Origin of the sequence: Sporolactobacillus terrae (assembly GCF_019930545.1) — a bacterium.
GTDB lineage: Bacteria > Bacillota > Bacilli > Bacillales > Sporolactobacillaceae > Sporolactobacillus > Sporolactobacillus terrae.
The window spans coordinates 1-20,286 of the sequence record NZ_CP082837.1 but is presented as its reverse complement, the minus strand read 5'-3'; the positions used below and the strand labels follow the sequence as shown (position 1 = coordinate 20,286).

The window sequence follows — 20,286 nt, the reverse complement described above, 5'->3', positions numbered from 1 at the left end:
AAAATCAAAAAAATTTTAATTAATTTGTTATTTCAACTCGATAATAGAATTTCCCACTCGACACAATACTCGAAGTATATTCGACCAATCGTTCATGATCATAACCATAACGTTTGATCAAAATTGCCGGTGTCCCAGTAGCCTCCGTTAATTGTGCCGCCTCATTTTTCTGCATTTTAGTCGCTGTGAACTTTTCGACGACTTTCGTAACATAAACATCATAATCTTGCCTAAAAATCGTATACATTGATCTTTGTTCAAACTGCTCTCGAGTTAGATACGGAAAGATCGTTCTTGGCAAGTATGTGGTTTCATACATAAGCGGCCGATCATCAGCAAGTCTAAGACGCGTAACACGAACAACTTCAATACCAGCATCCATCTTTAGCTTTTTAGCAAGTCTGCTGTTCAAGCGAATAACTTCAAAATCTAAAACCTTCGTCTTTGGAATCTTCCCTAACCGCTTCATTTCATCAGTGAAACTGTAAAGATTCACCAAGTTTTGCTGAATAGGCTTCTCTGCAACAAAGGTTCCTTTACCGTGCTTTTTTGTAATCGTTCCCTCCCTTTCCAGCTCTTGCAAAGCCTGTCTCACCGTAATTCTGCTTAATTGATATAAATCACAAAGTTCTCTCTCCGAAGGGAGTTGATCGCCAGCCTTGTATACATGATTTTCAATATCATGAGTAAGGACATCGATCAGTTGTAAGTAAAGCGGAACACCGCTTGATCTGCTGATTGTTTCTTTTAAATCTGTCCTCTGTTGCAAATTAACCACCACCATCTGGTCATTACCACTATAAATAGTATATATAACGATCATTATCTTGTAAATAGCAATATAAAAAATTATCTAAATTTATTTTCTTTTGGGTCAAATCCTCTTTTGTGTGTAAATTCATCTCGGTTAGAACCGGTGATTAACTTGGATAAATTGACAAGAAAACTTATCATTTTTTTCCCAATGAGATTTGTATTAAATAAAACTCACGAGTTTTCTTTCACTCGTGAGTCAGTAGTTATAGATATTAAATTTCTAATCGATTCTTCATTAGCTCACATGCTGAATAAATACACTGTCTTAAGATCACTGGCTTCTTTATGCGAATTTTCGCGAGTCGGTGATTACTACACCACACTTTTTTGCTAGCGTTTGTATAATTTGCGCTGATCGTGCAAATATTTTTGAAATTTTTCAACCACTTTACGTGCCTGTCGATCGATCACAACTCCATATGCCCCATTGTTATCAGCGAAGATCTGTTGAGAACGGGCCGCATAACCGCGAAAAGATACAGCTTCCTCTCTCATATCTAAGTACGTACCTAACGTCCGAGAATACGCCTCAAGATATGGTAAGAATAGTTTCGTTTTTCCTCTTCTTACTTCGGCTTGCTCATATGCAGTCTCTCGAATTGAACTTCTCGCTTTGTATGTAAACTTGAAGAGGCCTCTACTTCGCAATGATACATGTCGACCATCGAAGATAAAACCGAGGTAATCAAATACCGATTCAGATAAGCTACCGTCCTCTCTCAGTTTTTCAATCTTCTTGGTAGCAGACTGATATCGCAGTATCTTAGTCTTTTTTGTCTCCAATTCCAAACGTGCATGCATTTGTGCCAGATTGGCAACTTGTTGTTCAACCATCTTGACCTTCTCAGTGGATAAAGTACCTGGCAGAACCAATACAAAGTCGTCCGAATAGCGACGGTACAGACCTCCTAGAGAAGTAGTCAGCTTATGCAATTGCTTGTCAAATGCAATCATATAGACATTGGCGAGTACGGCACTCATCGATGTTCCTTGCGGAATTCCAACCTGATGCTGAGCAGAAACTACCAATTCCCCAGTTCTGATTTGATTATCGATCTCGCGTACTCGCAACACGTATCGCTTATGAACCTTGGCGAAGGCCAACATTCGATCCGGTATGTTGCTTGCAGCAATATGACGATACTTCGTCAATGACCTAATAACCGCATACCAGTCCTGTTTTAACTGATATTTTGACCCAGTACCTGTCTCATCCTTTTCTCCAACAAGATCAGATACTGCCTGCTTCAACACTTGATGGTTAAGATGATCGAAGAACCCCACAAAGTCGCTCTTTATGATCCAGCAGTCATTCATTTCAACGACGCTATCAATTACGGCCTTACTGGCCTCGATATTAGACCCTATGCCGCGACGATATGCCGTGGCGACAAGCTCAATGCCTAACTGATTGACCCCATCTTCATACGCTTGACTTAACTTAGCAGCATATAAAGAATAGATCAGTGAGTCTGTGTGTCCCACTTCTACTATAGGTCTTACCTTCGTCCGAAACTTCAGTTGCTTTGCATCCTTATCGTAGTACATTTTCAAGAACTTTTGTTCACGAAGCACAACAGGCAAAAATTGATGCGAACCTACTAGTTGAGGGTCTGCATTAAACAGTTCCAATGCAGCGAGAGCTTTCCCCACTGAAGGGTAGGCACTATCGAACTGTGTATATGGCCGATCTCTGTCTACATAAGTCACCCCAAGTCCACTAATCTGAAGTGTGAACCGTCTTTTTTTTGAAAGATGCAGGTTCTTTTCCATGACTACCACCACCTTTCATTGTACTAAAATAGGCATCCCCAGACGCCACGCGGCCTGTAATTCGGGATGCCTATATTAAACTACCCACACAAGTGTCCGGCGACAGCATGTGTGGATTGATATGCGTGAACCATCAGTATAATGAAACTACCATGATACCTTATCCAGTGTTGCTCGGCTTGATCGCCGTCACAGATATACTGGAAGTAACCGGAAGAGTTGCCGAAAGATTTCTTAATCTCTTGGTAACGACAACCACCATTTCAGGAGGTAGTCCGATGTGGTATACAACTGTCAATCAACTGAAGCACCGGCTCCTTGGCATGATTGATACTTCTATCATACTATTAAACTTTCGTGCAGACAATAAGAGTAACAATGAAAATCCAAGTATCTCTAGAACAAGATTTCCTACGCCAATCGCTTGCCACGTCACTCCCAATGCAGGATTTTCAGTTTATCCTGTTTGGATTACAGAACACAAAAAGGAAGGGAGAAAAAGGATTGAGATGAAAGCCTGCTTGAACGATGACAGAAGACCATTCAGCAGCGTCAGGCCCACAAAGAAATCGATGCGCGCACACTCCTCTAATTTTCAAATTCTCAAACTACTCTTTGAATTTATTAAATGCTATGATAGAAAAAAGGTAGGTGAAGGTGCATTATGATTCTTTCGATATTCGAGGGGTTAGTTTTTACGAGTGTTTTGATTATTTTCCTCTCGTTTTTCTTGTTGCTCTCTCTCCCTATTTTTGAAAAAGAAATTGATATTTTGGAACTTGAGAATGTGCAGATACATTTGCAGAATCGTTTGCAGGAGAGTGAGTTGGTGCAGTTAAGCAGGCAAATTCAGCCTCATTTTATGTTTAATACACTGAATATTGTCCTCTCGCTCGCCCGGCTTAATAGACAGAAAGAACTGATCGAAAGTATTGAAAGTTTCTCAATGTATCTGAGATATAAATATACAGAGAAAGAGGATCTTATTTCATTTAATGAGGAGATCACACACGTCAAGAACTATTTGAGTATTCAAAAACTTAGGTTTGGGAAGAAACTAGAGATCAAAATTAAAGTGGAAGCAATTGATATGCCTGCGGGTATCCCGCCATATACACTGCAGATACTTGTAGAGAACGCGTTTAAGCATGGGCTTGATGAGAAAAAGGGACAAAAAAAATTGTCCATTTATTTTGAACGGCTCGGGAACTGGGTGCAGCTGAAGGTTATTGACAACGGAAGCACTGCACTGAATATTAATGCGTCGAGTGGTATCGGACTAGAAAATATTCGTAAACGATTAAGCCTTATTTTCGATCTGTACACAGATATCAGCATCACTAAAAACAAACAGAACGAGACCGTTGTCCAAGTGGTTTGGCCGTATATGGCAATGGAGGGTGAGTAATGAATGTCTTAATGGTGGATGATGAATATCTCGAACTAGAGCAACTGACTCAGCTCATTTACAAGCGCTATCCAAACTGGAATGTCTTTTCTGCTGAAGACGGTGCCGAAGCGATTTCCATTGCTTCTACGCATTTGATTCACTTAGCATTACTTGATATTCATTTAAGCGGAGAATCCGGATTAGATCTCGCTGACAAACTTCAAATTTTATCCAAAGGCATTAAATTTGTTATTATCACGGCTTATCAAGACTTTGAATATGCCAAAAGAGCGATTAAGCTTAATGCGATCGATTACATTGTCAAACCAATCATTCAAAAAGAACTCTATGAAGTGCTTGATTCATTAGGAAAGAAAAGCCGTACATCGGCTGTAACTCCGCTTTTAGAAAAAGGCATGAAGTTTGTACAAAATAATTATACTAAAAATATTCACTTGCAGGACGTAGCAGAATATATTCATGTTTCAGCAAACTATTTGAGCAAAAAATTTAACGATGAGCTGCATGCTTCATTTAATGATTACTTAGCACAATTAAGAATCAATCAGGCAAAAAGTTTGATGATTGAGCATCCAGAATACTCCTTACAATACATTTCAGATGCAGTTGGATACTCCAGCCAGAACTACTTTACCAACTCATTTAAAAAATATGAACAAATGACACCGACACAATTCAAACGAGAAAAGATAGGGTTCTAATGACTATAAATGATCTATTTTTTGTTTATCTCTTACTGCTTATATTTTCACTTTCATTTTTGAGAAAAAACAATTCGATTTCAGATTACCTAATCACAAGAAAAAAAATTGGTTTAAATGAAGGAACATTGCTTCTTTTATCGCACTTACTCAAAGGATATCTTTTTCTTATCTTGTTCCAAGTGATTTCGAAGCAAATGATTTTTTGGATTATTGGGTTTTGTTTTGTACTTATTTTAGTCACTACATACTTTCAAAAGTGGATCCACCACCTTATGACTGATCATTTAAGTAATCCAAATCATACTCCACTTACTTTTTTTAAAGAACGGAGTACTCGGAGTGCCTATAACAGTCTGCTCATTGTTATGGCATTGATCGCTTTTTTCTCATTTATTTCCGAACTTACTTGGATCACTTTGATCGTTTCCGAGGCATTTCAGATTCCTATTATAGTGATTCTCATTGCTTTGATTTTCCTTGTGTATGTCTATTCAGTAATGGGCGGTTATGGTGCCATATCGAAAATCAGCAGAGTGCTGATTGTATTTGCATTTGGTACAGTCGCTTGCTTGCTCTTGTATATCTATCTTACCAACGGGATCAAAACGGTTTATCAAGTATGGACGGTTCAACAAAATCATTTGCATCAGAAGCTTTTCTCAAACATCCTTGAACAAATCATGTGGTTTCTTATCATGATTTTTATCTATCTCGGTTATATGCTCACCAATATTTCTCTTTGGCACCTCAATTTTTCCATGAAGGCGAACAGAATAAAAAGCATTTATCGAAATGCAATTTTCTGTTTTACAAGCTTAGTGACTGCTTTATTATTCATCGGAGTCTTTACGCAAAGTATCGCAGTCATACCTCCATACCCATTCAATAGTGTTTTACATATATTATCTAATTACACAGATCTCGCGATGACATTCTTAATTTCAGCACTTTTATCCATTGGGCTAATCAGTTTGATGGTCAGCATGAAAGCAATCATGGATGCTGCTTTTTTAATACTGCCTGAACAGAAACATCCGGGCATTGCATTTTTTAAAAATGTCCATCTGGCAACATTAAGTGTCCTTTTGCTTCTATGTTTCACATTGCGCCCTTCCTACAGCACACTGCTCGCCAGTATCAAACTGTTTTCCATTTTATGTATCGTATCCATCCCTTGCTTTTTATTACTTATCTTATCGAAAAAAAAAATCACGATGCTGACCTTGACTCCCCTGCTCATTGGATTCCTTACTGGATTTTGTTTGATTATCGTTCATACACCACTATTGATCAGCATAATGTCCTGTTTGATTCTCAGTGGTTGTTTGCAATGCATCATTTGGTTATGTCAGCTTTTATTACATAAATGATGAATTTTTATAAAATCTGAATAATATATCACAACTTCTCGCTCTTTTTCACTTTTATACTAAACGTATCAAGTGATTGGAGGTGTAGTTATGACTGTAAAAATTCTGAAAGGCAAACCGATTTATGCGTTCAGCAAAGATAATGCGCCAGTTGCACACGTGAAACCTAATGAAGAAGTAATCATTGAAACCTATGACTGCTTTGAAGATCAAGTGAAGTCGGAAAGTACAAATTACGATTCAATTGATTGGGAGCGAGTCAATCCCGCAACCGGGCCCCTCTATATCGATGGTGCAGAGCCGGGCAAAGTCTTAGCCGTCCATATTGACAAAATAACGATAAAAAGTAAAGGTGTTCTGGCAACCGGTAAAGGTTTGGGCACGTTGGGTCATCGATTAGACGAACTTTCGTTCAAAATTGCTCCGATTCAGGACGGCCAAGTCCTTTTTAATGAAAAAATCAAGATTCCCTTTCGGAAAATGATTGGTGTCATTGGTGTAGCTCCACCAGAAGGCTCAATTAATTGTGGAACACCTGGCATACATGGTGGGAATATGGACACAACGCTGATTACAGAAAAGACTACACTGTACTTCCCGATTTACCATAAAGGCGCATTATTTGGCTTGGGAGATATGCATGCTGCTATGGGAGACGGTGAAATTGGCGTCTCAGGAATAGAAATCGCTGGTTCGGCAACCGTTCGTTTCGAAGTCAGGGATGACCTGAAAATCGATACCCCGTTGCTATCAAATGAAAAGGGCATCGCTCTCATTGCATCGGAGAGCACTTTGGATTCAGCTGCACAAAAGAGCGTTGAAAAAATGATTGATCTTTTATCTGAATATGTCGATCTCACTCTTGCCGATTTAACCATGCTCATGAGTGCCATCGGGGATGTCCAAGTTTCTCAGATTGTCGATCCAAAACGTACGGCTCGTTTCTTCGTTCCTAGATGGTTCCTTGACTTATACAACATTCATACAATTTAAAACAAGAGGTGAACATATTGGCAACAAATATTGAGAGAAAAAGCGAATACAAACAAGAATTGAATCGTGCGCTTTCATTTACCGACTTATTAGTTTATGGACTTATTTTTATGGTCCCCATTGCTCCATTCGGAATTTACGGTCAGATTGCAATCGGATCGCACGGTATGGTTGCACTCGCTTATGCCATTGGCATGATCGGTATGCTTTTCACTGCACTGAGCTATTCGAAAATGTCACAAGCCATCCCCATTGCCGGGTCAGTGTATTCATATGCACAAAGAGGACTGAACGATAATGTTGGTTTCATCGCGGGCTGGCTTATTCTGCTCGATTATATTTTTATTCCAGCACTTCTTTATCTCGTTAGCGCCGTTGCACTTGCCGACATTATCCCGCAAATTCCAATTATTGTCTGGCTCGTCATTTTTATTGGATCAAATACATTAATTAATATTCGCGGCATTGTTTTTACAGCAAAAACCAATAAAATAATTCTCATACTTGAATTTATCGTGTTGGCTATTTTTATAGTCATCGGAATTACTGCCATTACACAACATGTAAATGGTGCAACATTCAGTTTCAAACCACTATTTAATCCTACAGAATTTTCACTACCTACCGTAATGGGGGCTGTTTCCATTGCTGTATTGAGTTTTCTTGGCTTTGATGCGATCTCAACACTCTCAGAAGAATCAAAGGGCGGAAAAAAAGCGGTTGGACGCGCAACCGTACTCTCGCTAATTCTTGTCGGTGTATTATTTATTATTCAAACATGGGTAGCTGCACTCATATTCCCAGACTATCATGCATTCAAAAATCCGGATACTGCATTTTACCAAGTGGCAGGAATTGCAGGTGGAGACTGGCTCAGAATTGTGACAATCGTTGCCACAGCCGTGTCATGGGGAATTGCCGATGCGCTTGTCGCTCAAACAGCAATCTCGCGCATTCTCTACAGCATGGCGCGTGATCGAAAACTGCCACATGTTCTCGCCAAAGTACATCCTAAGTATAAAACACCTTATATCAGCACCATTCTAGTTGCCGTAATTTCGCTGATTGTAACAACAATCTTTGCCTCACAGATCGGTAAGCTTGCTTCGGTTGTTAATTTCGGAGCATTATCTTCTTTCCTAATCCTGCACATCGCAGTGATTAACTTTTATTTAAGAAAGAAACAGAGCAAACAATATTTTAAGTACTTAGTTATGCCGCTCATCGGATTCTGTGTTATTGGCTTCGTTTGGTGGAATCTCGATTCTCTGGCTAAGACCCTTGGTTTTACTTGGCTTGCTATTGGCATTGTTTACCTGATTTTCCTTAAGATTTTTGGTAAAAACGTAGAAATCACGGATGATCTTTCCTGATCAAATTATTGTGAAGAATAAACCAGGCTACTCATGCTTGGTTTATTTTTGTTACTGGAGGTTTGGCAATATGAGAAGTCCCAATATAGAAACGTTGAAAAACATCCTAACTATGTATCACCTAACGATGGAGGATGACGAGATTAGAGCGTATCAGCAGTTAATTAAAGAAAATATGCTTGGCTCTTATGAAGTAGTGGATCAGATGATTGATCAGGATCTGCCAGTTAACTATAAACGCTCTCCAGGGTATCGCCCCTCTATACAGGAAAATCCGTTTAATGCTTGGTATTGGAAAACCGAAGTCGACCATGCAAAACAAGGAAAACTTGCTGGTAAAAAAATCGCTCTGAAAGATAATGTTAGTCTTGCAGGCGTACCAATGATGAATGGATCTAAAGTACTTGAAGGCTTTATTCCGCAAATTGATGCAACGATCGTTACTCGCATCCTAGATGAAGCGGGTGAAATATTAGGAAAATCCGTTTGCGAAAGCTTCTGCTGTGACTGCAGTAGTTTTACTTCGGATACAGGACCTGTTCTTAATCCCTATAACATCGCCTACTCGGCTGGCGGATCATCGAGCGGAAGTGCAGTCTTGGTTGCAACAGGAGAAGTAGATATGGCAATCGGTTGCGACCAAACCGGTTCAATCCGAATGCCCAGTGCCTGGTGTGGTATTCTTGGACTTAAACCAACTTGGGGACTAGTTCCCTACACGGGTATTTTCCCCGTTGATATCACCTTAGATCATGTGGGTCCAATGGCACGAAAGACTGAGGACTTGGCGTCGCTTCTAGAAGTGATTGCAGGTCCGGATGGTCTTGATCCACGTCAATATTTCTTTCAAAAAAAATCTTATATAAATCGTTTAACTGATACCATTGAAGGGATGAACATAGGAATTGTTGCCGAGGGATTCAATTGGTCGTTTTCTGAAGAAGATGTCGATCAAATGGTGCTTGACGCTGCCAACTCCTTTCAAAAATCAGGTGCCAGAGTCGAACATGTTTCAGTGGCGATGCATCGCGAAGGCATCCACTTATCAAACATAATTAATACTGAAGGGACTGCCGTTCAAATGTTTCGTGGAAACGCACTGGGGACAAGCTGGAAAGGTTATCACCAAACTCAGTTGCTGGACTCATTTGCAAAAGGTATGGCAGCTCATGCAGATGACTTATCAGCTGCTGCGAAAATTACCATCCTAACCGGACAATATATGCAGCAAGCCTACCATGGCAGATACTACGCTAAGGCTCAAAATCTAGGCAGAAAATTAAGAATGGACTATGATCGAGCCTTTCAAAGATACGACATTTTAATTATGCCAACGGTTCCTTACAAAGCGACAAGGCTGCCCCAAAAGAATGCTCGTCTTGAAGAACAGATCAAAAGATCGTTTGGAGTAGATACGAATACAGGTGTATTCAACGTTACTGGTCATCCTGCACTAAACGTTCCATGCGGATACTCGAACGGATTGCCTGTAGGAATGATGCTGATCGGGAGATATGGAGAAGAAGATACACTTTTAACAGCTGCTCACGCATATGAAAAAATGACGAACTATAAGTACACGAAATCGGTCAACAGTAAAGATATGAAAAAAGAAAATAATCAATAAGTGAATATGCCAAACAACGAGCAGCTGACTCTATGAACTTAGGCTGCTCGTTTTATGGTAAATAAAGGCATCGAACCCTCTTAATTTATTCAGCTCTGTTTCATTATTTTATCACGCAAAAAAGACTGTCTCAGCGTTTTTTCAAACTGAGACTAAAAAGATAAGGCTAATGCGGATACCAGATTTAGACACCGCTTTTTTAGGAGAATCTAGAGCGAAAACCATTCACTATATGGGTTACTATAATAATTATCGCTATCAGTGAAATTAAAAAAGATGACTCCCATTCAGTATAGGAATCATCTTCTAGTCGCTTAATCTCTTTTTTAATGTGTCCTTGACATAGGTACCCGTTTACAGAGAGCCCCACTTTCCTTTCGTAGGTCTGAATGACTTTGCTTTTCGTAAAGAGCACCCTATGGCGTCTTGATCTGTGACCTTTGCCCGCACTATGATTATGCTCACGTCCCATTTCTACTGAAAAAATTTCGTTGCAAAAAAAGCATGGTTTCCTGCACTTTATTTGCCGCTATTGATATGCCGATTCCAGTTCCACAGATCAAAATGCTCAGATCTGCTTCTTAACTGACAACTGCACCCGCCACTTTTTTCGCATAGACTGGATAATCAGCCCGCTCATGAGAAAAGGCACCTTTATCCAGTGCAGTTTTCCTTCTTTCCTTTAAGTGTTCGATGATCGCTGGTTTCAGTTCAAAACCTGTATGATCACAACCAATAGCGGTTTTCAATTCAGGATCACCTTCTTTCTCAGTAGCTGATCCGTTGTCACTCTCAAGCATCATCGTACTGAGTTAAATATTATGCAGGTCCTTTACTAGTTTCTTCGTTATCGCAGCTACTTTTTCCGGTGTGAACCCGTATTCTGCGATTACCTGATCACTCGGGGCGGATGCTCCAAACTGGTCAATGGTGACCAGCGCACCTTCAGACCCGACGAACTCATGCCAACCGAGCGAGGCAGCCATTTCAATGCCGACCCGTGCAGTAATTTCCGGTGGGAGGACGGCATCCCGGTAAGCCTGCGGCTGCTTCTGGAACAGCTCCCAGGACGGCAGGCTGACTACACGCACCGCCGTGCCCTGCTGTTGCAGGAGTTTTTGAGCGGACGCGGCGAGTGCCACTTCCGAACCGGTCGCGATCAGGATGGCTTCCGGCCTTCCACTCGCAGTTTCGCTGACAATATAACCGCCTTTACGGATACCTTCGGCTGCGCCCTGTGCTTCGCCTACAATCGTTTCGACATTCTGCCGGGTTAGGACGAGCACGGTCGGCCGGTTGCGGCTCTCCACCGCCAGCTTCCACGCTTCGCGCACTTCATTGCCATCGGCCGGACGGATCACGTTCAAGTTCGGGATCGCCCGCAGACCGGCGAGCTGCTCAATCGGCTCGTGGGTCGGTCCATCTTCTCCGACTGCAATCGAGTCGTGCGTGAACACAAAGATGGACGGGATGCCCATCAGTGCAGCGAGCCGAATGGCCGGTTTCGCGTAATCCGAGAAAGTGAAGAAGGTCGCACCGAACGGGATCACGCCGCCGTGCAGCGCCATGCCGTTGGCCGCAGCAAACATCGCAAATTCACGGACGCCGAACCAGACGTTGCGGCCGCTGTAATCAGACGGGAGAAAATCGCCGCTCGATTGGATCGTCGTTTTCGTCGATGAGGACAGATCCGCCGCCCCGCCGAACAGCTGCGGCACCGTCCCTGCCAGCCCGTTGATAACCTCGCCGGATGTGGCCCTCGTCGCTTTCTTCGTTCCCGGTTCATAGATCGGCAGCTGATCGGCATAGCCAACGGGCAGCTCGCCGTTGATCGCTCGTTTCAGCTGCGCTGCCAGCTCCGGATACGCCTGTTCATAGGCAGCGAACTGGAGACGCCAGGCGTCTTCGGCTTTCTGTCCGTCTGAAGCGATCTCCTGGAAATGTGCGCGCACATCTTCCGGCACCGTGAACGGCTCGGATGTCCAGCCATAGGCTTTCTTTGCCCCCGCCGCAGCTTCCGCGCCGAGCGGATTGCCATGCACCTTGTTGGTTCCGGCGACGCCGGGTGCCCCGTAGCCGATTGTCGTACATACCTCGATCAGTGTCGGACGATTCTCATCCGCGGCTGCTTCATCAAGCGCTTTTTTGACCGCTGAGACGTCATTGCCGTCCGTAACAAGCAGCGTCTGCCAGCCATAAGCGTCAAAACGCTGACGGACATTTTCGCTGAACGACATGTCCAGCCTGCCGTCCAGTGAGATCTTGTTGGAATCGTAGAGCAGGACCAGCCGGCCCAACGCGAGGCGCCCGGCGAGCGAAGCAGCTTCGCTGGCCACCCCTTCCATCAGATCGCCATCACCGCACAGGGCATACGTATGATGATTCACGATTTCATAGTCGTCGTGGTTGTACGTCGCCGCCAGATGGGCTTCGGCCATCGCCATACCAACCGCCATCGCGATCCCCTGACCGAGCGGCCCGGTTGTGGCCTCGATCCCGGCTGTATGGCCGTATTCTGGATGGCCCGGCGTCCGGCTACCCCACTGGCGGAATTGTTTCAGCTCCTCCAGCGGCAGCCCGTAGCCGAACAGGTGAAGCAGGCTGTACAGCAACATCGAGCCGTGCCCCGCCGACAACACGAAGCGGTCGCGGTTAAACCAGTTCGGATTGGCCGGATTGTGTTTCATCTTCTTCGCCCATAGGGTATAGGCCATCGGTGCCGCCCCCATCGGCAGGCCTGGGTGACCGGAGTTGGCTTTTTCAATGGCATCGATTGACAGAGTTCGGATCGTGTTGATCGACAGTTCATCGATGGATACTGGCATTTCTATCTCTCCTTTTTCGCTTGTTCACTGACAAACACCCGCCACGAAGGAAACGCTTACAATAATGTTGGAACACGTATACACGGGTACCTGATCTCCGGCATCCTTTTAACCGAAGGATCAAAACATTCACTTCACTTCGCAGCGATTTCATCATCGGTCAGAATCGTGTAGCCAAGCGACTGGATGTCCTTGTTAAAGCCTTTGACTGTATCGAGTGACACCTGCTCAGGCGCTTTGCCGACTTTTTTCAGCTTCTCAATGATTGCCGGTGTGCAGGTGATGATGTCGACGCCGAGCCGATCAGCTTCGTACACATTAAACAGTTCACGCGAGCTTGCCCACAAGAGATTGGCCCCTTTCTTCGTTCCACAGATTTCCACAGCTTTTTTCATGTAAGGAATTGGATCCCGTCCCGTATCTGCGATCCGTCCGGCAAAAACGGAGACAATATTCTCCACTTCCGGATTCAGCGCCGAGACGGTTTCTTCGACCTGCTTGATGGTCAAAATCGCTGTGATGTTCAGCGAATAACCTTTGTCCTCCAGCTTTTTGATCAACGGAATCGAGGATTCGCCCTTCGTATTTGTAATCGGGATCTTAATGAAGACGTTCTTGCCAAAGGAGTGGATCTTTTGTGCCTCTTTCTCCATTGTTTCGAAATCGTCGGCGAACACTTCGAACGACAGCGGCAAATCCGGAATCTTTTCAACGACTTCTTTGGCAAAGGCGACGTAATCCTTGACTCCGGCTTTTTTCATTAAGCTTGGATTTGTCGTGAATCCTTTCACAAATCCCGTCTTGTAGGCTGCCAGCATTTCCTCCAGATGCGCACCGTCTGCGTAAATCTTAACGTTTAAACGACTCATTTCTATTCCACCTTTTTATTCGTTAGATTACTAATCAAACAGTTTAATCATGATCATTAAATCATTTAAAAGAGTTCTAATTTAATATTATTTAAGACTCTTCAATAGCTTCTATATTCTCACTGACAATTAGACAGGTTACAAAACGTTGAAAGGAATGCTCAGTATTATCTTGGTATTCTTTCAATTTCTAATAATTTTTCACTTAATGATCTCGTATCCTTATAAACTTCTTGATACAGTCCGTAGTATTCATTATATTTGTCAACATTTTCTTTTTGTGGAAAGTAAATATCCCCCACTTGAATGAATTGATCAAAACACTCTTTGAAATTGTTGAACCAGTGAAGGCCAACAGCTGCGATCATTGCAGCACCATAACTTGGCCCGTTTTCTGTTTTTAAGGTGATGATACGTCGATTGAAGATATCCGCCTGCATTTGTAACCATAATTTGCTTTTAGCTCCGCCTCCAATGGACACAATGGTTTCAATTGATTTTTGATAGCACATGTAAACAGACAGGATATCTTTCAAAGAAAAAACAATCCCTTCTAAAACAGCTCTGATAAAATCTCCTTCGGTTTGCATGGCATCTAAACCGATGAAACTGCCACGAATGTTTGAATCTGCATAAGGTGTCCGTTCGCCAATCAAGTATGGCGTAAACAACAATCTATTCGCTCCAACTGGTGATTTTTCAGCTAAAGTAACAAATTCTTCCATAGTTAGGGTTTTGCCAAAATTACGTTTAAACCAACTGAGACTGTAGCCAGCTGAAAGCGTTACACCCATCGAATAATAGGCATTGTTTAATGCGTGATTAAAGAAATGAATATCTCCGTGATAATCTCGCATACCTTTTTCATAAGTCAAAATGATTCCTGATGTACCAATACTACACATCGCTTCATTTTCGTTTATGATTCCCGCACCAATCGCACCACATGCGTTATCTGCACCACCAGCGAAAACTCTTACTTTTGGCGACAATCCTGTTAATACCGCTGTTTCCTTCGTAATCGTACCTACTTCATCCGATGCATTAATAAGAGGCGGCAGAATATTCATTGGAATCCCAAACAAGTCACAAATCGCATGACTCCATTGGTGTTTTTCCACGTCCATCATTACTGTACCGGCAGCATCAGAATAATCAATATTCAGTACTCCTGTCATTCTGAAACGTACATAATCTTTCGGAAGGAGAATGGTTTTAACTTTAGCAAAGGTTTCCGGTTCATTTTCTTTCACCCACAAAATCTTAGGCAAAGTGAACCCTTCGAGCGGTTTGTTCTTCGTGATACTGATAAAGTCACGCATTTTCTGTAAAATTTCCTGACTTTGCTTTGTTGTTCTCGTATCATTCCACAAAATAGCCGGCCTTAAAACTGTATTCACTGTATCTAATAAAACGAGTCCATGCATCTGGCCAGAAAAGCTCAACCCTTCAATTGCTTCAGGTTTGATAGTTACTTTTTTTAAAACCGTTTGAATCCCAGAATAGACTGCGGAAATCCAATCTTCAGGATTCTGTTCACTAAAGCCAGACTGTGATTGAATCAGAGGGTATTCATGATATGCTTCTGATACGATTTTTCCAGACTGATTGACTAAAATAATCTTGACTGCACTCGTTCCTAAGTCAATTCCAAGCACATATTTATCCATTTTATTCAATTCCTCTTCACTTTTTTAAAAAAGGAGACCAAGATTTTTCTCGATCCCCTCACTATCGTGCTTTATTATCTTACGATGTTTGGATCTGTAAAGATATCCGTTGAATCATCACTTGGTGAAGAAAACTCACTAACGATCGCGCCTTCAGCACCCGCTTGAAACCAATGCAGCGTATTTGGTTTGATCGTATATTGTTCACCAGGATACAATACAATTTCATGGCGAATTGTATAATAGTCTTTGCTCCCCTCAGGAATACTGGCCTGAATGTTATCGGTTGGCTTACCCTCAACATAGAGATATACCTGACCTTGACGGCAGCGAAATGTTTCTTGTTTTCCAATTTGACCATCATGATCTGGATGGCGATGCTCCGGGCAAGTCATTCCAGGCAATAAAACCATCTCCTTTGAGCAATATCTGTCGTTATTCTCGTACACCACTAAAATAAGACCCTCTTTTTCAATACGACCTAAGCCGAAATCAGCAAACTCCATATTCTCGATTTCATCTGAGCTCAATGCTATATGTGCATCGGCATACATTTTTAATGCTCTGTTTTTAACTTGGTGGCTCATTCTAAATCCTCCTCGTATACCAAGTTGGCTTTTATCCCTTGAATCAAATTTTGGTAATCATATTCAGTCAGTTTTTTAGGTTCGGATGGATTGTTAACGAATGCATCGTCCCAATCAAAATCCGTTTTGTATTTAGGAACTAAGTGAACATGGAGATGGGATACGCTGTCACCGTATATGGCATAATTAATTTTATCTGGACTGAATACTTTCGCGAGTGTTTGTGCAGCGTGAGCAACATCATCGGCAAACTCGTTTCGCTCAACATTGCTTAACTGAAAGAGTTCATCCACGTGCCAGTTTAAAGCGACAATCGATCTTCCTCTATGGGTCTGATCTCTATTCAAGTAAAATGTTGAAACGTGTAATGGTTTAATTTCGATCATCCGTTCATGTAAGGTTTCATTGTGGGTACAATAGAAACAGCATCGGTTGTATCGATCCGGATTCATAACATTTCCTTCTTTTTTAATTATTTTCATCTGTCTTCTTCTTAACATCGCAATCGATCATAACATGGATGACATCCCCCCGACGTTTGTTCCTCAAATCGAATGCTTCTTGAATTTTTTCGAGAGGGAAAACTTGTGTCACGGTTTTTTTTGTATTAATTAAGCCATTTAAAACAAGATCACGCCCTTCAACAAATAAACGATGATTATCAATATCACGTTTTGGTTCAGTTGTAACAATATCGACCCTCTTGCGGTGCATCTTAAAGAAATCCATTGTTTTATCTGTCTTTCCAATTGAACCATACATCACAATTCGTCCATCTTGAGTCGCACATTCGAGCGCATCAGTCATGCCATCACCTTCAAGTAACGCTGGAATGACAACATCAAAGCCGTCTGGAAAGTCCTTTCCGACAACATCCATTGTTGGTGTTTCCGGTGTTGGGATCTTGTATGTGCGTGTTGCACCAAACTCTTTAGCCAACTCTAGTTTTTCATCAAACAAATCAGTTACAACTAAATTCTTCGGACTATATAGATGCACGACTTGTGTTAATTGCAAGCCACTAACACCTTGGCCCATGATTAAAACGTTTTTATGTTGAGAGATGTCACCGCGTTCAGCGGCAGTCAACAACGTCGGTGATATTTCAATCATAGAACCATGCATCAATGGAAAGCTTTCTGGTAAAACGACTGCTGAGAAGGGATCACATGTAATATATTCAGCAAATGCTCCCCATACATACCGTAATGCAACATGATCACCCACTTGCAGGCCAACAACATCTTCACCAACCGCATCAATAATACCGGCAACTTCATGTCCCAGACGCATTGGGTAACTTAAGAATTCCGGAGTACGTGCTCCTCGATAGACTTCTAGATCACTACCGCAGATCCCGACCCATTTCACATCAACACGAATTTCGTTCTTTTTTGGCTTTGGAATTAATGCATGACGAATATCAATTTTACCGATGTCTTCCATAACCGCAACTAATTGTGTCCCCTTGCCACCATGGTCAACTAATTGTAAATCCGGAACTTCCATTTTTCTAACCATTATAAATTCCTCCCAGAATTTGATTGATGATGCATTACAGGTTTATTTTTAGTTGTTTTCCCTCTTAAAGAGATAACAATCAGACCTGTCAAAATTAAGACAGCAGCTAAGAAATACATGGCTATTGTTATAGACTCAGTCGCATCATTGAGCCAGCCAATCGCGTAAGGGCCAAAGAACCCACCAAAATTTCCAACGGCATTGACAATCCCTAAGCCGACAGCTGCAATTCTTGGATCGACTGCAGTCGTAATCGCCCAATAAGGACCGGAATAAGCATAAATTCCAATAGCCGCAAGACAAATCATCGTAATCGAAAGGACAGGAATATTAAATGTTAAAGCGGATCCAATAAAACCTAGACCACCTAAGATCGCGCCAAACGCCGTATGGTAGATCCTTTCACCCGTTTTATCTGAATGACGACCATTGATAATTAATGCAATGGTACCCAATAGATAAGGAATGGCACTGATTAATCCAATCTGCATCGTTGTAAAAGAATTGGAGAGAGATTGCACCATCTTGGGAAGCCAAAAGGTGATTCCATATAATCCAATGCAATAAAAGAAGTTAATTGAGGTCATTTTCCAAATTTTTTTATTGGCAAATGCTTCTTTAAAAGGAGCACTCACAACTTTGTTTTCCTCAATTTTCTTATAGTCACTCTGAAGTTGATCAATTAACCAATTCTTCTCTTCATTACTTAACCATTTCGCATTTTTCGGTTTATCACTCAAATACATAAATGTGAAAAGGCCGAGAAGCACTGCAGGTAACCCAACGATGATAAACAACCAACGCCAACCATCTAAACCGATAACATTATGAACCTGCGTAATAATCCAGGTTGAAACAGGTGCTCCAATACAATTTGCCAGTGGAGGCGCTATCATAAAAGCAGCAATAGCAAGTGCTCTATCTTTTGTTTGAATCCAATAAGTGATATACAACGTCATACCCGGAAATAACCCAGCTTCTGCGACACCTAACAAGAATCGCAATGTGATTAATACTGGTATTGAGTTCACAAATCCAGTAATGACCGTAACAGCCCCCCAGAAAATGAGGATAAATCCCATCCATTTACGAGCCCCGATTTTTTCAAGTATCATGTTTCCTGGAATACCAAACAAGAAGTAACCTACAAAGAAAAATCCCGATATAAAACCGTATGTTGTCGCAGTTAGGCCTAAATTCTCATCCATACCGCCTATTGAAGCATAAGTGATACTGCTTCTATCAAGGAATGCAACAAAATAGATAATAAATAGGTATGGTATAACATGCCACATAACCTTTTTAACGGTTTGTGTTTCAATATTATCCATGATTTCATCTCCTATAGAGATTTTTCAAATCGATCCTGGTATAAAAAATCGATGAGGGTATTCGTAATAACCCAAATGCGCATTGACTTTTCTACGTCTAGAAAAGGGTGCTGGATAACTTAATACTCTACTTTTAATCCGGTAACCATTGTGTTAAATTAATGATGCACATACGAGTAAGCGCTTACTGTAAGCGGTACCGTTTTGGCTGCGTGTATAATATAGCATTGGTTCGTGTTTCATTTATCGTCTAAAATCACACAACTCCTGGTCAAAATCACTCTAATCACATTAAAACGATGGGTGGCTATTAAAAATGTCGAGGAACTTAAGGGACCTGCAGATGACAATCCTTTGGATAAGCGGAAAGGTATATAATCCCAAAGATACTGTAAATAAACACAAACATAACTTTTATCAACTTCAGCTTTTATTAAATGGCAGAGCTACTACTATTATTGACAAGAAAACTTATCATCTTTTTCCCAATGAGATTTGTATTATTAAAAAAAATAAAACTCACGAGTTTTCTTTCACTCGTGAGTCAGTAGTTGTAGATATTAAATTTATTATCGATTCTTCATTAGCTCACATGCTGAATAAATATCTTACTAAAGATGTATATCAGTTGGAATCGGGTGATGAATTAAAATATTTACTAACAGAAGCACGTTCATTGGATGAAAACTCACCTGATTGTGCTATATCGTTAATGGCGTTAGATTCTTATTTAAAATATTTCATTTTAAGGTTTATTAAAAATATGAAAAAGCAGGAGAACACTAAGCGCAAACTGAGTTTTGAGTTGCGAGAAAAAGTACTGTCAACAAATAAAAAGTTTACCATTCTAGATTATATGCAAAAACATTATTCACAGCCAATCACCTTAAATTATCTTAGCAACAAATTTAGTTACAGTAAGAATTATATTATTAAATTATTTAAGGACAATCTTAATTTAACGCCTATTCAAGCACTGCAAATTATCCGAATTGAACAAGCTAAATCCTTTTTAGAATATACTCATGATTCTATTGAACTGATTGCTAACAAAGTTGGGATGGAAGCAACATATTTTACAAAATTATTTACAAGATATGAAAAAGTATCTCCCAGAAAGTATAGGAGTCAAATAAAAAGAAAGAGATTAGAGAATATCACACTAATGAAGAACTTTGATATAGCTAAACAACCTGAGGTCCATAAAAAAGGCAATGTTTTTATATATAGCAGAGACAGTAGTTAAATATAACGCTAATGTTTCACAGTTAGCGCGTCAAATAATGCATTGGATAGGTTACAATTAATTGGACAAATAATTTAAGGTCATGTACACTTGGTTCAACTATTCCAAGGGAGACCGGAAACATGAAAAAGGAACGGAGAACTTTTTCAAAAGAGTTCAAGGAACAAATC

General features: G+C 41.2%; 17 protein-coding genes and 1 pseudogene. 8 read left to right on the top strand and 10 right to left on the bottom strand.

Going from position 1 to position 20,286, the window contains the following annotated elements; genetic code table 11:
- Window positions 1-19 precede the first annotated feature (19 nt).
- Both K7399_RS00090 and K7399_RS00085 read right to left on the bottom strand, forming a co-directional pair.
- Window positions 20-769 (bottom strand): GntR family transcriptional regulator, encoded by a 750-nt coding sequence (locus tag K7399_RS00090; protein WP_223362437.1) that lies wholly within the window; start codon window positions 767-769, stop codon window positions 20-22.
- 377 nt (window positions 770-1,146) lie between these two features.
- Entirely contained in the window at window positions 1,147-2,589 is a 1,443-nt protein-coding gene (locus K7399_RS00085; protein ID WP_206612220.1) for a reverse transcriptase domain-containing protein, read from the bottom strand.
- 125 nt (window positions 2,590-2,714) lie between these two features.
- Here K7399_RS00085 and K7399_RS00080 point away from each other — a divergent pair, with 125 nt between their 5' ends.
- From K7399_RS00080 to K7399_RS00050, 7 genes are all read left to right on the top strand, one after another.
- Entirely contained in the window at window positions 2,715-3,257 is a 543-nt protein-coding gene (locus K7399_RS00080) for a hypothetical protein (RefSeq protein ID WP_128166107.1), read from the top strand.
- A complete protein-coding gene (locus tag K7399_RS00075; RefSeq protein ID WP_128166106.1) occupies window positions 3,254-3,997 on the top strand; it encodes a sensor histidine kinase in 744 nt (247 codons plus the stop codon). Before K7399_RS00080 ends, K7399_RS00075 begins: the two co-directional genes overlap by 4 nt.
- On the top strand, window positions 3,997-4,701 hold the full coding sequence (locus tag K7399_RS00070; RefSeq protein ID WP_128166105.1) for a response regulator transcription factor: 705 nt from the start codon (window positions 3,997-3,999) through the stop codon (window positions 4,699-4,701). Before K7399_RS00075 ends, K7399_RS00070 begins: the two co-directional genes overlap by 1 nt.
- A 275-nt stretch (window positions 4,702-4,976) precedes the next feature.
- The gene (locus K7399_RS00065; RefSeq protein ID WP_128166104.1) at window positions 4,977-6,074 is read left to right on the top strand and encodes a hypothetical protein; all 1,098 of its coding nucleotides are present in this window, start codon (window positions 4,977-4,979) and stop codon (window positions 6,072-6,074) included.
- A gap of 90 nt (window positions 6,075-6,164) precedes the next feature.
- Window positions 6,165-7,067: an acetamidase/formamidase family protein gene (locus tag K7399_RS00060; protein ID WP_128166103.1), complete on the top strand. Its 903-nt coding sequence runs from the start codon at window positions 6,165-6,167 to the stop codon at window positions 7,065-7,067.
- A gap of 17 nt (window positions 7,068-7,084) precedes the next feature.
- Complete coding sequence (locus K7399_RS00055) at window positions 7,085-8,440, top strand: APC family permease (RefSeq protein WP_307722998.1); 1,356 nt, start codon at window positions 7,085-7,087, stop codon at window positions 8,438-8,440.
- Window positions 8,427-10,067, top strand: a complete 1,641-nt coding sequence (locus K7399_RS00050) for an amidase (RefSeq protein ID WP_223362435.1) — start codon at window positions 8,427-8,429, stop codon at window positions 10,065-10,067. The genes K7399_RS00055 and K7399_RS00050 overlap by 14 nt, the downstream gene beginning before the upstream one ends.
- A 461-nt stretch (window positions 10,068-10,528) precedes the next feature.
- On the opposite strand, the pseudogene K7399_RS00045 reads toward K7399_RS00050, so the two are convergent.
- The 8 genes and pseudogenes from K7399_RS00045 to K7399_RS00010 all read right to left on the bottom strand — a co-directional run bounded on the left by K7399_RS00045 (window position 10,529) and on the right by K7399_RS00010 (window position 18,870).
- Window positions 10,529-10,816 (bottom strand): annotated as a pseudogene (locus K7399_RS00045) (RpiB/LacA/LacB family sugar-phosphate isomerase).
- Window positions 10,817-10,879: 63 nt separating this feature from the next.
- Window positions 10,880-12,892 (bottom strand): transketolase, encoded by a 2,013-nt coding sequence (tkt, locus tag K7399_RS00040; protein WP_128166101.1) that lies wholly within the window; start codon window positions 12,890-12,892, stop codon window positions 10,880-10,882.
- 134 nt (window positions 12,893-13,026) lie between these two features.
- Window positions 13,027-13,761, bottom strand: a complete 735-nt coding sequence (locus K7399_RS00035) for a transaldolase (protein WP_128166100.1) — start codon at window positions 13,759-13,761, stop codon at window positions 13,027-13,029.
- Between the two features lie 167 nt (window positions 13,762-13,928).
- Window positions 13,929-15,431 carry a xylulokinase gene (gene xylB / locus K7399_RS00030; protein WP_128166099.1) on the bottom strand — a complete coding sequence of 501 codons (1,503 nt, stop codon included), beginning with the start codon at window positions 15,429-15,431 and terminating at the stop codon, window positions 13,929-13,931.
- Between the two features lie 74 nt (window positions 15,432-15,505).
- On the bottom strand, window positions 15,506-16,018 hold the full coding sequence (locus K7399_RS00025; protein WP_128166098.1) for a D-lyxose/D-mannose family sugar isomerase: 513 nt from the start codon (window positions 16,016-16,018) through the stop codon (window positions 15,506-15,508).
- Window positions 16,015-16,500 carry an HIT family protein gene (locus tag K7399_RS00020; RefSeq protein ID WP_223362434.1) on the bottom strand — a complete coding sequence of 162 codons (486 nt, stop codon included), beginning with the start codon at window positions 16,498-16,500 and terminating at the stop codon, window positions 16,015-16,017. Before K7399_RS00020 ends, K7399_RS00025 begins: the two co-directional genes overlap by 4 nt.
- Window positions 16,487-17,539: a zinc-dependent alcohol dehydrogenase gene (locus K7399_RS00015; protein WP_128166096.1), complete on the bottom strand. Its 1,053-nt coding sequence runs from the start codon at window positions 17,537-17,539 to the stop codon at window positions 16,487-16,489. The genes K7399_RS00020 and K7399_RS00015 overlap by 14 nt, the downstream gene beginning before the upstream one ends.
- Window positions 17,539-18,870, bottom strand: coding sequence for an MFS transporter (locus tag K7399_RS00010; RefSeq protein ID WP_128166095.1), 1,332 nt, complete (start codon window positions 18,868-18,870; stop codon window positions 17,539-17,541). Before K7399_RS00010 ends, K7399_RS00015 begins: the two co-directional genes overlap by 1 nt.
- Before the next feature lie 343 nt (window positions 18,871-19,213).
- Between K7399_RS00010 and K7399_RS00005 the strand changes: the two genes are divergently transcribed.
- Window positions 19,214-20,116 carry a helix-turn-helix domain-containing protein gene (locus K7399_RS00005; RefSeq protein WP_164875460.1) on the top strand — a complete coding sequence of 301 codons (903 nt, stop codon included), beginning with the start codon at window positions 19,214-19,216 and terminating at the stop codon, window positions 20,114-20,116.
- Window positions 20,117-20,286 lie beyond the last annotated feature (170 nt).